Source organism: Achromobacter denitrificans NBRC 15125 (assembly GCF_001571365.1).
GTDB lineage: Bacteria > Pseudomonadota > Gammaproteobacteria > Burkholderiales > Burkholderiaceae_B > Achromobacter > Achromobacter denitrificans.
Window position 1 is genome coordinate 19,693 of record NZ_BCTQ01000013.1, and the last position, 13,216, is coordinate 32,908.

9 protein-coding genes, 1 tRNA gene and 1 pseudogene are annotated in these 13,216 nt (G+C 63.5%); 2 read left to right on the plus strand and 9 right to left on the minus strand.

Going from position 1 to position 13,216, the window contains the following annotated elements:
- Window positions 1–71: 71 nt before the first annotated feature.
- The gene (locus ADE01S_RS12790; protein WP_062682079.1) at window positions 72–1,727 is read left to right on the plus strand and encodes an acyl-CoA dehydrogenase family protein; all 1,656 of its coding nucleotides are present in this window, start codon (window positions 72–74) and stop codon (window positions 1,725–1,727) included.
- Window positions 1,728–1,736: 9 nt separating this feature from the next.
- On the plus strand, window positions 1,737–2,960 hold the full coding sequence (locus ADE01S_RS12795; RefSeq protein WP_062682080.1) for a CoA transferase: 1,224 nt from the start codon (window positions 1,737–1,739) through the stop codon (window positions 2,958–2,960).
- A gap of 9 nt (window positions 2,961–2,969) precedes the next feature.
- Here ADE01S_RS12795 and ADE01S_RS12800 read toward each other — a convergent pair whose 3' ends face one another.
- The 9 genes and pseudogenes from ADE01S_RS12800 to ADE01S_RS12840 all read right to left on the minus strand — a co-directional run bounded on the left by ADE01S_RS12800 (window position 2,970) and on the right by ADE01S_RS12840 (window position 13,162).
- Window positions 2,970–3,923, minus strand: coding sequence for a LysR substrate-binding domain-containing protein (locus ADE01S_RS12800; RefSeq protein ID WP_082775777.1), 954 nt, complete (start codon window positions 3,921–3,923; stop codon window positions 2,970–2,972).
- A gap of 367 nt (window positions 3,924–4,290) precedes the next feature.
- The gene (locus ADE01S_RS12805; protein ID WP_062682081.1) at window positions 4,291–7,284 is read right to left on the minus strand and encodes an autotransporter outer membrane beta-barrel domain-containing protein; all 2,994 of its coding nucleotides are present in this window, start codon (window positions 7,282–7,284) and stop codon (window positions 4,291–4,293) included.
- Window positions 7,285–8,002: 718 nt separating this feature from the next.
- Window positions 8,003–8,079: transfer RNA gene (locus ADE01S_RS12810), tRNA-Arg, on the minus strand.
- 105 nt (window positions 8,080–8,184) lie between these two features.
- Window positions 8,185–8,767, minus strand: a pseudogene (locus ADE01S_RS12815) (helix-turn-helix domain-containing protein).
- A 12-nt stretch (window positions 8,768–8,779) separates the two neighbouring features.
- On the minus strand, window positions 8,780–10,072 hold the full coding sequence (locus ADE01S_RS12820) for an NAD(P)/FAD-dependent oxidoreductase (protein WP_062682082.1): 1,293 nt from the start codon (window positions 10,070–10,072) through the stop codon (window positions 8,780–8,782).
- Between the two features lie 11 nt (window positions 10,073–10,083).
- Window positions 10,084–10,773: an amino acid ABC transporter permease gene (locus tag ADE01S_RS12825; RefSeq protein ID WP_062682083.1), complete on the minus strand. Its 690-nt coding sequence runs from the start codon at window positions 10,771–10,773 to the stop codon at window positions 10,084–10,086.
- 2 nt (window positions 10,774–10,775) lie between these two features.
- The gene (locus ADE01S_RS12830) at window positions 10,776–11,468 is read right to left on the minus strand and encodes an amino acid ABC transporter permease (RefSeq protein WP_062682084.1); all 693 of its coding nucleotides are present in this window, start codon (window positions 11,466–11,468) and stop codon (window positions 10,776–10,778) included.
- Between the two features lie 4 nt (window positions 11,469–11,472).
- Window positions 11,473–12,264, minus strand: coding sequence for an ABC transporter substrate-binding protein (locus ADE01S_RS12835; RefSeq protein WP_062682085.1), 792 nt, complete (start codon window positions 12,262–12,264; stop codon window positions 11,473–11,475).
- Between the two features lie 148 nt (window positions 12,265–12,412).
- Complete coding sequence (locus ADE01S_RS12840; protein ID WP_062682086.1) at window positions 12,413–13,162, minus strand: amino acid ABC transporter ATP-binding protein; 750 nt, start codon at window positions 13,160–13,162, stop codon at window positions 12,413–12,415.
- Window positions 13,163–13,216 lie beyond the last annotated feature (54 nt).

Here is a 13,216-nt window from a genome sequence, read left to right on the forward strand (position 1 = left end):
CCGAGAACCGCCCCCCTATACTTTTTGGGCCGATCCGGCAAGAACGCCTACGCTGCAGGAAAAGTCAGAATATGAACAAGACGGTTTTTCTTTCTCTCGCCAATCCCGTTCTGAAGAATCTGGATTTCTTTCTCAAAGAGGCCGTTTGCTGGGTCGCGGAAAGCTGCACGGTCGATGGCCGGCTCAACCAGCAGCGCCTGGACGAGTATCAGGCCACCAGCTACGAAATCGCCTGGATAGCGGCAGACCTGCTTGCCGCCCAGACCCTGGTGCAGGCCTATCCCGCGCAATCACCGCTGGACCAGTCTCTGTCAATGACCTTCATCGGGCAAACGCTGCTCAACTCGCACGCCCGGCTGGAACAGGTATTGCTCGAGCTCAACCTGGATACGGCCGCCATCGCCAGCCTGAAAGCCAGTGACAGCTTCCAGCATGCCTTACGCATGGCCGCGACCAGCAGCCACAATGCCGAGGTCGGACGTGAGCTGGCGCAAAACCGCAGCGACATCGGCCAGCCCCGGCTCTCCGATGACGTCGCGATGGCGCGTGACGCCTTCCATCGTTTCGCCCAGCAGGAAGTCCTTCCCGCCGCCGAATCCATCCACCGCCAAGACCTGGACATCCCGCCCGGCATACTCGACGGCATGCGAGAAATGGGCGCCTTCGGCCTGTCCATTCCGGAAAACTATGGCGGCACCGCACCGACCTCGGGAGACAATCTTCCCTTGATGCTGGCCGTGACGGAGACCCTGTCGGCTGCCTCGCTGGCGGCTGCCGGCAGCCTGCTCACGCGCCCGGAGATCCTGTCGCGAGCGCTGATGGCCGGAGGCACCGAAGCGCAGAAGCAGCATTGGCTGCCGCGGATCGCCAGCGGCGAACTGTTGTGCGCCATCGCCATCACCGAGCCCAACGCCGGGTCGGACGTCGCCAGCCTTTCCTTGAAAGCAAGCAAGGTCGAAGGCGGCTGGCGGCTGGATGGCGCCAAGACCTGGTGTACCTTCGCCGGGCATGCCGATGTGCTAATGGTCGTCGCGCGCACCGGTCCCCAGGCGGGGCATCGCGGCCTCAGCCTTTTCCTGGTCAGCAAACCGCCCTACGCCGGTCACCGGTTCCGTCATGAGCAAGCAGAGGGCGGACGACTCGAAGGCCAGGCCATCCCGACCATAGGCTATCGGGGCATGCACTCCTTCGACCTGCACTTCGACGACTTCTTCGTGCCCGACGAGAATCTCATCGGAGAAGCGCAAGGCCAGGGCCAGGGCTTTTATCTGACCATGGCCGGCATGACCGGCGGTCGCATGCAGACAGCAGCCCGCGCCTGCGGCGTCATGCAAGCCGCCATCGCCGCCGCGATCAACTACGCCCAGGACCGCAGTATTTTCGGCTCTCCCCTCATCGATATGCAGCTCACCCAGGTCAGGATCGCCAAAATGGCGGCGCAATACCTGGCCTGCCGCCAGTTGGCCTACGCAGTGGCCCAGCGCCTCGATAGCGGAGAAGGCCTGGCCATGGAGGCAAGCCTGGCCAAGTTGCTGGCCTGCCGTTCGGCCGAACTGGTCACCCGGGATGCCCTGCAACTGCATGGCGGCATGGGCTATGCGGAAGAAACATCGATCAGCCGCTACTTCGTCGATGCCCGCGTTCTCTCCATTTTCGAAGGATCGGAAGAGGCCCTGGCGCTGCGCGTGATCTCGCGCTCGCTCTATGAAACCGCGCTTACCGCCTAAGGCCGCGACATGCTCCTGCCCAATGCCCTGACCGGCCTGAAAGTCATCGAATTGTCGGCCTTCGTCGCCGCGCCCCTTGGTGGCCTGACGCTGGCGCAACTCGGCGCCGATGTCATCCGTATCGACCCGCCGCAAGGCGGTCTGGACTATCGCCGCTGGCCTGTCGCGGCCGATGGCACCAGCCTGTTCTGGCACGGCCTGAATAAATCCAAGAGGTCGGTCGCTATCGACACCGCGACGCAGGAAGGCCGCGAGCTCGCGCAGGCGTTGATCCTGGCGCCCGAGGAGAACGGCAACATCCTGTTGACGAACTTCCCTGCGCGCGGCTTTCTCGACTACGCGGTGCTGGCAGCGCGGTGTCCGCGTCTCATCCAGCTTACCGTCACCGGCGACAGACAGGGGCGCTCCGCCGTCGATTACACCGTCAATCCCAGGCTCGGGTTTCCCGGGCTGACCGGCCCGGAAGGCGATGACCAGCCCTGCAACCATGTCCTGCCCGCCTGGGACCTGATCACGGGCCATTTGGCCGTGATCGGCATCCTAGCGGCCGAACGCAGCCGGCGCGCCAGCGGCCAGGGGCAGTCCGTCTCGCTGGCACTGGAAGACGCCGCCCTGGCCATGACCTCGCACTTGGGTCTGCTGACCGAAGCGCAACTGGGCATGCGGCGCGATAAATACGGCAACTATCTCTATGGCGCCTTCGGGCGCGACTTTCTCACTGCCGACGGCGAACGCATCATGATCGTCGGCCTGACGCTCAAACAATGGCGCGCGCTGTGCAAGTCCACCGGATTGCAGGCCGCCCTGGATGCGCTGGCTACCGAACTGGGCCTGGACTTCGGACGGGAAGGCGACCGCTTCCTGGGCCGGCACGGTATCGCTGACCTGGTGGCAGCCTGGTGTCGTCGTCACAGCCTGGCGCAGATCATCGCCAGCTTCGAACGCGACGGCGTGTGCTGGAGCCGCTATCAAAGCCTGCAACAAGGTCTGCAGGACACCGGCCCCCTGAGCCTGATGGCCAACCCACTACTGACCATGATCCATCAGCCTAGCATCGGCAACCACTTGGCCGCCGGCCTGGCGCTGCAGTTCTCGGCAACCGGGCACGAAGCACCTCGTCCCGCACCTGCACTTGGCGTGCACACCGCCGAGGTACTGTCGGAAATGTTGGGCATGAACGACGCGCAGATCGGCGCGCTGGCGCAACGCCACATCGTTATGTGCGCCGCCTAGCGCACAGCTTCAGCAGACCACCATCGGATCGCCGACCTTGGGTCGGTGGTCGGTCGGAGCTTCGGCCCCGGCAAACAGGCGCGATTGATGGCACAACCAGTCACGAAACAACTTCATGGTGGAGTTGTCGCGCCGGTCCTGCGGCCAGACCAGATGATAGGCGTGTTCAGAAGGCGTATCGCTGTCGATGGCCGGAACCAGGGCGCCGCTGTCGATCTCGGCCGCAAACAGAAAGCGCGGTACCAGGGCAATACCCAGACCGACCTCGGCCGCCGCCACCAGGGCATCGAACTGGTCGAACATCAGCCCTTCTTCCTGCTCGTAGGCCACCCCATTGCGCTCGAACCAGCGCTGCCATGAGCCGACTCGGGAACTCAGCACCAGGAGCGGTGCCTTGAGCAAATCCTCCGGCCGCTCGAAACGGTAGCGCGACAACAGCTTGGCGCCAGCCACGGGCACCACGGACTCGCCCATCAGGCGTACCGACTCGGTCCCTGTCCAGGTGAGGGGTCCGTAATGGATCGCGCAATCGAAAGGCTCGCTTTCAAAGTCAAACGGCACGGCGCGCGCCGAGAAATTCAGGGAAACATCCGGATGCTGCGCCAGGAACATATGAATCTTGGGAATGAGCCAGCGCGAGCCGAAACTGGGCAGCATCGCAAGGCGCAGCGACAGCGCGTGCGGATTCGCCTGCACCGACAAGGAAGCCTCGCTGATGTGGCGCAACGCATCGCTGATGCTGCGAGCGTAGCTCACGCCCGCGCGCGTCAGGATGACCCGCTGCCGTCCCCGGACGAACAACTCCGTTCCCAGACGCTCCTCAAGCGAGCGGATCTGGCGGCTGATGGCGCTTTGCGTGTAATTGAGTTCCTGGGCGGCCTGCGTGAAATTGCCGGTCCTGGCCGCAGCTTCGAACGCCAAAAGCATGGCAGTTGGCGGCAGAAGTCGACGGGGGATGCCCATGGTGCTCTCCTCTTGGACTGTGAATCTTTGCGATCCATCAGTAGCGCGTCACGCATTATTTGCGAAGAAGTATACGGACTATCGTTCCCCCGGTCCAGACTCGACCAAACCGGGAAACCCTTAGGCCGTCCCTTCCCCACTTCCCTCTCCGGCCCGGGCAAAAGGGGCAGGCCCGCAGGCAAGCGCTACCGCCAAGAGCCCTGACCAATAGCCCGCCATCAGCTGTAGGCGCATGCACTGGGTCGTATGCCAGCACGAGATGGGGAGGAGCTAAGTGGAGACACCCTCTGGAGGGAATTCCGGAGCGAGCGGGAGCGCGCCCCCCCTTGGGAAATCGCATCGAAATTTGACGCCGTGCTCGCACAGTTCACCAAACGTACCGATATCCAAGCGAAAAAGCGGACGGCACATCCAGACGCTGGCCGCCTGAATATTGATAGTCGGCGTAGATCCTGTGGGCATTCGACCAGGAAGCAGTAACTCCCAACCCGAGTTCCGCCCGCCCGCCAGACAAGTCCGTTCGAGTGGAGATACCGTTGGTTTGCACGCTGCTCGTGCCAGCCAACTCCTGAACCCAGCCCACTTTGACATATGGCTGGATGAAGCCGTCGCCTTGCAACTCGAACCGCTTCCCGAACAACGCGCCGGTCCGCACTTGCACCGAAGTCCCGCCCTCGGCCGAGACCATCAGACCATTGCTCGCGGTGTACCGATCACTGCCCGTTCGTACCACGGCTACCTGGCCCTGCGGCTCAACAAACCACCGCTGCCCGAATTCAACTCGCTGACCGACTTCCAGCGAGAGACCGGCGGCAGCGGTTCTTGTTTTGGCGCTGACCTCTCGGCCATCGGTGGTGGTGACGTTAAAGCGATTGGCGAATCGATTGACCTTGAGTACCGAGTCCAGGTACCAACCGCTGTCAGCCAGATAGGTGGCGTAGGCGCCTGCATGATAGCTATTGCTGCGCCCATCCCCTTCGTCGGCAAAGCGGCGATCGCCATAGCTCAATCCGGCAAACCCGCCGACGTGCCAGAAACCGTCCCGACCCTCGAAACGTGTATCGGCCCCGCCCTGCATTCCGCGCACTTTTTGATCAAACGGCCGGGCGCCACCGTTGTCCAGCTTCTGCCGTTCGCCGAAAGTGCGCAGCCAAACGTTTTCGCCGGCGTTTCCATGCCGCAGTTCACCCATGCGCCGCATGAGGGAGCCCGTTTCCGCATACCAAAGCGCCTGCATAGTACTGGCCGAAGACGTGTTGATGGCAGCGTTGGCAGTGGTCGACAGTTGATTCTTTCCCCCATTTGGCGATGGCATGAGGCTCCAATCGGTAGCGCGCCCGCCGATGTTGTCGTCGGTCATCAATGCATACCGATAGGTGCCAAGGTCAGCAACCTGGTCCCGGTTTGCAAGGCTGAATGTGCCCGAGCCACCTTCCGACTCGATGATGCGCAAGGCCCCGGATTCTTTCGAAGGCTCGTAGCCGCTGTTGGCCACCAATACCTCATGTTGGCCCTCGACGGTTCCGCTTACGCGCAGCAGATCTCCTTGACCAGCGCCCAGGTTGGTTCTGAAGGCAAATAAACCATGGCCGGTGAGATCGCCGCTCAGATGCACCACCTTGAAACTGTCGTCCGGAGTAATGAACGAAACCGTTCCTGCCGTATCCAGACTTCCCAAGTCGGAGTTGTCACGCACATACCAAGTGCTAGTCCGGTCAATGGATAACCTGTCCACCGAATGGCCTCCGTGCCCCTTAAGGGCCCCTACCAATACGGAATTTTCGCCTAAGGCGATGGTGGCAGATCCGCTTTCCACGATCACGTCACCCATCAGTTGGCTGCGTTGGGCCTGCAGGGCGACCATGCCCACCATTACGGGGTCATCTCTGGACGCGCTGGGATCCGTCAGGATTTCAACCGGCGTCAAATCCTTTAGGGCTTCAACTCGAAGCAAGATCCCTTCGCCACCACGCCCGATAACGGTGGCGTCCGAAAGCTCGATATCTTGACTGCCACCGCTAACTCTGATGGCTGCGGCATTTTCAGTTTCAACCCGGCTTCCTCCGCGAAGGCTAAAGCTGCCATGACTATCCTCATCCGTGCTGAAAAGCCAAACGCCATTGGCGCCTGCGCCATACGTATGAATCGCAACACCATCCAGCTGCGGAGCAATGTCGGTACCAACGAACCCGTGGGAACCTTCGCCCCTGGTCGTCACCGCGGTGTTGGCGGCCAATACCGAACCGCCCTCCCCCCAGATGCCATACGCGTTCTTTCCTTCCGTGTAGATGGCGCTGCCATCCAGGACCAGATTGCCTCCGAACAAGGCTGCCGCGCCAGCGCCGTAATCGCCGGACGTGTATATACCCACGTTCCTCGCGGCAATGGAGACGGTGTCATATAAGCCGTTCATGGCGACGCCCATGCTGGCGTAACCCTGGGTGCCGATAGAGCCGCCTTCTATCGCAAGGTCCCCCCCGAAGTTGAAAACGCCGTTCGCGTTTTCTCCTGTAGTTCGAATGTCCGAATCGATCAAGGAGACTTTGGAGGGCCCCGTCATGGACACGCCTGCTTTCAGCGATAGATCATCCTCCGGGGCATTGATTGAGATCCGCACTCGCTCAAGAGATACATCGGAACTTCCATTAATAACAAAGCCCAAGGCGCCGGAAGATATCTCGGTGTCTCGAAAACTGACCACGGAGCGCGAGCCGCCGTCATCGATGACCACGGCGGACTTGTCGGCGCGAATGCTGCCCCCTGTGAAGGAGAGCCGACTGTTTCCTGTGGCGACCAACCCAACGCCCTGCCCGGCAAATAAATCCGTGCCGCTGGCAGATAGATCGACCTGATGAAGAACCAGTGCGTTGGCATACTGCCCACGTGTCGAGATACCGACATTTTTCAAGTCCACCGTGCCACCAGATGCCTGAAGGCCGGACGCACCCTCGCCCGTAGTCTCAATGAAGGAGTCGCCAACAAAAATCTTGCTGTTGCCGCCGAAGCCCGACGCGTATATGCCGTGGCTATAGTCACCGTGGGTCGTTATAGAGCTATTGTGAATATTGGCCTTGCCACGGCCGTCCACCCATACCCCGTATGCGCCGCGGCCCGCAGTCGATACCAGACTTCCACCCGTCGCGATGGAGCCGCCGTTAAGCACATGCAGGCCGGACGTGCCGTCATTCGCGGTCCGGATCGTAGCGCTGTCGATAACAACATCGATACCGTCGGCTATGACGGTGTCGGTGGTGGTCGATTTCTTGCGGGGAGGAATGTCCGTCTCGGCGCCGTGAGACGGATAGGCGGGCAGAAGCGAAGAAACAAGCGCGAGGTAGATCGCATTCTGACGTAATGTCATTGCGTCCTTTCAGAATCTATAGGCCAGCTGCTTCCACCAGTGGAATACAGAAGGCACATCAACAAAGGGGGGTACGCACCGCATAAGCGCCGTTTTGAGAGAAAACAGCGGATAGCTCCCCAGAGAGAACCACCCGCCGTTGGCGCGCAACTGATCGAATTCAGTCTGCGATGCTAGGAATTACCGCGGCCAGCCGGTGCACATGTGAACGTGCGCACGCTTAGTGCTCCGCAGACAGATCGCAAGTGTGCGGTTCTTGTCCGCGCGATCCGAGTGAGGCCGCGGACAAGATTCTGCTCACGACCTAGGCATCCAGCCGTGAGATTTTTCTTGAAATCTTCCGTCCCTTTTAATTAACCGAGGCGCGACGTATTATTTTGTAGTAGTTATCGACGCAATTGAAATGATCGAATTCATTTGTAGCTTTCAGTAAAAGCTCATCGACAGTGCCACAGCCGCTTTAGGCGACAAGAGGTTCAGTGCGCATCGACCCACGCCCTCCTGCCAATAATGGAGTCTCCAAGTTCGTCGTCCTCATCCGCTGCCTGGAAGCGCGGATCGACATAGCCACCTCTGGCCGAGACGCAAGCAAGTAGCATCATCAGCCGTGCCCGCAGCCTCGGAGAGTGGGCCGGCGTCGTTTCGGCACCGGCGCAAGTTCAGGCGCAAGCTCGCCGCCCAAACACCGAAAGCACCCCATTGATTTAATTATTGTTTATGGCGCGGCAGGAGGGGCTCGAACCCCCGACCTCAGGCTTAGAAGGCCCGTGCTCTATCCAGCTGAGCTACTGCCGCGCGGTGTGGCGATGGCCCGGAAGCGATCCGGGCGCCGCATTTTACCTTGTTGCGGCCGGCTTGGGCGGCCGGCCCGCATAGGGGTCGGCGACAGGGGGCCGCGCCCTACTCTTCGCCGAGGTCGGCGTGCGTGGATACCCACAGCACGATCGCATCTTCCCGGCTCAGGCTGATCACCCGGTGGCCCATGCGGCTGTCGATGTAGAAGCTTTCCCCGGCCTTCAGGCGGGCGGGTTCGTAGAACTCGGTATAGAGCTCGACCTCGCCTTCCAGCACGTAGACGATCCTCTCCGCGATGCCGGCTCCAATCGTGAAACTCCTCGAAGGAGCGGGCCTTCACGCGGGTATGGAACGGCATCATGCGTTTGTGCGACAGCGCGGTGCACAGCAGGCGGTGGTCGTAGTACGGGGTTTCGTACTGGCGCCCTTCTCCCTGGCGGCTTAGGCTGCGGCGTCCGGTGCCCATGTGGGCGTCGGACGCCGTGAACAGTTCGGCCACGTCCAGCTCCAGGCCCGCGGCGATCTTGATCAGGTTGTCATAGGTGGGCGACAGCAGGCCGTTTTCGATCTTGGACAACGTGGACGCGGACACGCCGGTGGCCGCCGCCGCCTGCTTCAGGGTCCAGGTCCGCGCCTGGCGCAGGGCTCGCAGCCGTTGTGCCAATACGCTCTGTTTGTTGCCTTCCATCTGTACACCCTGTCATGCCCGCGACCGCCGCTCCCGCCACCAGTCGCGCGCCTGGTAAGACCAATAAGTTAGTTGAACCGCCGCCGTGCCGAAGCCGCCGCCGTTCCAGGCAAGCCCGAAGGGTGCGAATAGCTTGTAGCGCTGGGTATCGCCGGTGATCCCCTCGGCGACGACCCGGCCCCCGATCGAGGTGGTATTCATGCCGTGCCCGCCGAACGCGGTGCAATACCAGACGTCGGGCGCCAGTTGCCCGATCTGGGGCATCAAGTGGCGCGCGTAGGCCATGCGCCCCGACCATGCCGCTTCGACCTTCACCCCCCGCAACTGGGGATAGACGGACAGCAGTTCACGGCGCAGGGACTCGGCCAGGTCGGGCGGGTCATCGACACGGGTGGTGATTCTACTGCCCCAGCCGATGCGTCCGCCATCGAGCACCCGGTAATAGTTGCCGGCGCGGCGGTCGTCGCCGATGGCGGCGGTGCTGCGGATGGCCGACAGCACTCGGTCGCCCAGGGGTTCGGTGAGCATGATGTAGGTGGCGATCGGCAGCATGGCCCGCCGCAGCGCCGGCACCACCCCATCCGTGTAGCCGCCGGTGGCCAGCACCACGCTGCGGGCGTCGACCTGGCCCTGCGCGGTCTTCAGGCGCTTGACCGCTCCGTTCAGTTCGGCCTGCGCGACGGCGGAATCCTCATGGATGCGCACGCCCAGCCGCGCGCACTCGCGGGCCAGCGCGCGGGCGTAGTTCAGGGGATGGAAATGGAAGGAGGTCGGATCGTCGACGCCCTGGAAGTAGACGTCGGACAGCAGCCGCTCGCGGACCTCGTTGCGGCTCAGGAAGCGCACGTCGCGGCCGAAGTCGCGCCGCTGGTCGTCGCACCACTGGCGCAGCGCGTCGGTCGCTTCGTAGCGCACCACCCGCAGGCGGCCGTCGACCTTGCGCGCCTCCTCGATCCGCAGGTCGCGGATATTGGCGCGGATGATCTCCACGCCTTCCATGGACAGCCGGTAGAGTTGCCGGTAGTGGTCCTCGTCCACGTGCCGCCGGATCGCGTCCGCGCCGGCGGAGAAGGCCGGCGACACCGAGCCGCCATTGCGGCCCGAGGCGCCCCAGGCGATGCGCCGCCCTTCCAGCAAGGTCACGCCGCGGCCGCGCCGGGCCAGTTCCAGCGCGGTCGACAGGCCGGCCAGCCCGCCCCCCACCACGCAGACGTCGGCGCTGTCCGCGCCCGCCAGCGGCGGGTAGTAGGTATCGGCGTCGGCCAGCGTGCGCCGGTAGTAGGTATCGATGTACTCGGATGCCATGGTGCCCCGTGTCAGTGCAGGCCCGCGCCCTGCAGGCCGCCGGTCAGCCGCTTCTCCAGCCAGTTGGCCAGGCGCAGCAGCGGATAGCAGTAGATGAAGTAGATGGCGGCGATCATGCCGTAGATGAACAGCGATTTGGCCGGGAAGGTGATGATGAACACCTCGCCCTGCCGCGTCAGTTCCGTGATGCCCACCACCGACAGGATGGCAGTGCTCTTGATCAGCATGACGTAGACGCCGCTCATGGGTTGCACGATCAGGCGCATGGCCTGCGGCAGGATGACCAGCCGCAGGATCTGGAAGGGTTTGAGGCCCAGCGTCATCGCGCCTTCGGTCTGGCCGCGCGGCACGGCCTGGATCGCGCCCATGACGATTTCCGCCACGTAGCAAGAGGTATAGACCGACAGCGACACGAAGGCCGCCGTGCCGGAATCCCAGTGCAGCAGCTCGATGCCGGAACTGGGCAGCACGAAGTAGAAGATATAGAGCTGCACCAGGAACGGCGTGCCGCGCAGGATGTGGATGTACAGCCCCAGCAGCTGGTGCACGCCGCGGATGCGGTAGCTGCGGATCACGCCGATGACGAAGCCCAGCAGGGACCCCGCGATGATGGCCACGAAAGAGATCTTCAGGGTTTCCCAGAACCCCTTCAGCAGGAAGGGCAGCACGACGCCCGCAGTGGAAAGATAGGAATCCAGCATGCTCACCTCGCGTTCCAGGCGGGACCGGCCAGCCAGAGGCTCACGCCCCGGGACAGCAGCAGCATGACGCCGTAGATCAGCAGATAGCCCGCGGCGATGGTCAGGAAGCTCTCGTTGGGCACGATGCGGTCGCTGTTCATCTGCACGCCCGCGGCAACCAGTTCGAACACCGTGATCAGCGACAGCAGGGACGTGTCCTTGATCAGCACGGCGGTCTGGCCCAGCAGGGGCGGCAAGGTATTGGCGAAGGCCTGCGGCAGCACCACGTAGCGCAGCCGCTGGTGGTAGTTCATGCCGCAGGCTTTCGCGCCTTCGATCTGGCCGCGGGGCACGGACTCGATCCCCACGCGGATGATCTCGCTCATGTAGGCGGCGTGATGCAGGGTCATGGCGATGATGCCCAGCAGCATCTCGCTCCAGCCCTTGGCCCCCGGCACCAGCATGGGAACCGCGTAATAGACCAGGTAGATCTGCACCAGCAGCGGCGTGGACCGGATGAACTGCACGTAGGCCGCCACGGGACGCCACACGGCGCCCCGCGACGACATATGGGCCAGCGCGATCGGAATGCCCGCCAGCACCGACAGCACCAGGCTCGCGCCCGCCGCGATCAGCGTATTGCCCAGCCCGGTGGCGAACTGGCCCGTGTACTGGCTGACGATGCGCCAGTTATAGAAATCGATCAGCCAGTCCATGGGCTCAGTGGTCTTTCTTCCAGTCGGTGGAGTACCAGTACCTCACCTGTTCGGGCAGCGTGCCGTCGGCGGTCTTCAGGGTCTGCCAGTTGTCGAGCCAGAACTTCAGGCGGATGGCGTTGGGACCGACGGCGAAGGCCAGGGGCTCGCGCACCATGATGCCGTCGAGCACCCGCAGGTTGCCGAAGTCGACCAGGAACTGGTTGGCGGTGGACATGGACATGATGCCGGCGTCCAGGCGGCCGCTGGACAAGGCCTGCCCCACCGGCGCGCTGCCTCCCGAGAACTCTTTCATGGTGGCCTTGGGCAGCATCTTCTTGCCCACTTCGGCGTAGGTGCTGGCGCCCAGGACGCCCACGGTGACACCGTCCTTGTCGAGTTCGCCATAGGCCTTGTAGGGAGAATCCTTCGGCACCACGGCCACGGTCTCGGCGTAGAACATCGGGGTCGAGAACAGCACCTGCGCCGCGCGCTGCGGCGTCGGCGTCATGTCGGCGGCCACCATGTCGGCCTTGCCGGACAGCAGCGCCGGGATCAGGCCCTTCCACTCGTAGTCCTGCAGCACCAGCTTCACGCCCAGGTCGTCGGCCATGCGCTTGGCCACTTCCACGGCCAGCCCGGTGCGCTTGCCGGTCTTGTCCATGAAGCTCATCAGCGGTCCGGAGGTCTGCACCGCGACCCGGAGCTCCCCGCGCTTGAGGATGTCCGCCAGTTCGTCGGCCTGCGCCGGTGCGGCGACCGTGGCGGCCGCCAGGGCGAAGCCGGCCACGCCCAGCCATTGTTTGATTTTCAGCATCGCTAACCCCTTGTGGTGAATGGACCCATGTCATTCCGGGCAAAGCACATCGCGCCGGCAGCGCCCGGATCAGCCGGACCGGCCTGGTTACCCTCGGGCGCCGCGCCCTGCGCGGACGGCCCGCTTCGTTGCTTCTTTGCTGCTGGGACTACAGAATCTTTTCCAGGAAGGCGCGGGTGCGCGCTTCCTTGGGGTGGCAGAAAACGTCGTCGGGCGTGCCCATCTCGACGATCCGGCCGGCATCCATGAACAGCGCGCGGTCGGCCACGTCGCGCGCGAAGCCCATTTCGTGGGTCACCACCGCCATGGTCATGCCGTCTCGCGCCAGGGCGCGCATCAGTTCCAGGATGCCGCCCACGGTCTCGGGATCGAGCGCCGAGGTCGCCTCGTCGAACAGCATCAGTTTGGGATCCATGGCCAACGCGCGGGCGATCGCCACGCGCTGCTGCTGGCCGCCGGACAATTGGCTGGGATAGCGCTCGCCGTAGTCGGCCATGCCGACTCGGCCCAGCAGGTCGCGGGCGTAGCGCTCGGCCTCCGCCCGGCCGCGCCCCCGCACCACCCGCTGGGGTAGCGCGACGTTGTCCAGCGCGGTACGGTGTTGGAACAGGTTGAAGTGCTGGAACACCATGCCGACCTCGGTGCGCCAGCGATTGACGTCGGTGGCTGGGTCGGTGAGCGACACGCCGTCCACGCGGATGGCGCCGCTGTCGATGGTCTCCAGCCCGTTGAGTGTGCGCAGCAGGGTGCTCTTGCCGGAACCCGACGGCCCGACCACCACCATGACCTCGCCGCGGCCGAGCTGGCAATCGATGCCGTCCAGCGCCCGATGCGGGGCCTGCCCATCGCGCTGATAGGTCTTGGTGACTGCCTGGACAACCAACAACGGTTCCGCCACGGTTTCACCCTGGGATAGTGAGGACGCCGGACGCTCACGCGTGCCTGGCGCCGG

What these genes read in the sequence shown, in the direction of transcription:
- ADE01S_RS12800 (WP_082775777.1), bottom strand. Translation starts at nt 3,923, where the DNA reads ATGGGCATCCCCCGTCGACTTCTGCCGCCAACTGCCATGCTTTTGGCG.
- ADE01S_RS12820 (WP_062682082.1), bottom strand. Translation starts at nt 10,072, where the DNA reads ATGGCATCCGAGTACATCGATACCTACTACCGGCGCACGCTGGCCGAC.
- ADE01S_RS12825 (WP_062682083.1), bottom strand. Translation starts at nt 10,773, where the DNA reads ATGCTGGATTCCTATCTTTCCACTGCGGGCGTCGTGCTGCCCTTCCTG.
- ADE01S_RS12795 (WP_062682080.1), top strand. Translation starts at nt 1,737, where the DNA reads ATGCTCCTGCCCAATGCCCTGACCGGCCTGAAAGTCATCGAATTGTCG.
- ADE01S_RS12805 (WP_062682081.1), bottom strand. Translation starts at nt 7,284, where the DNA reads ATGACATTACGTCAGAATGCGATCTACCTCGCGCTTGTTTCTTCGCTT.
- ADE01S_RS12830 (WP_062682084.1), bottom strand. Translation starts at nt 11,468, where the DNA reads ATGGACTGGCTGATCGATTTCTATAACTGGCGCATCGTCAGCCAGTAC.
- ADE01S_RS12835 (WP_062682085.1), bottom strand. Translation starts at nt 12,264, where the DNA reads ATGCTGAAAATCAAACAATGGCTGGGCGTGGCCGGCTTCGCCCTGGCG.
- ADE01S_RS12790 (WP_062682079.1), top strand. Translation starts at nt 72, where the DNA reads ATGAACAAGACGGTTTTTCTTTCTCTCGCCAATCCCGTTCTGAAGAAT.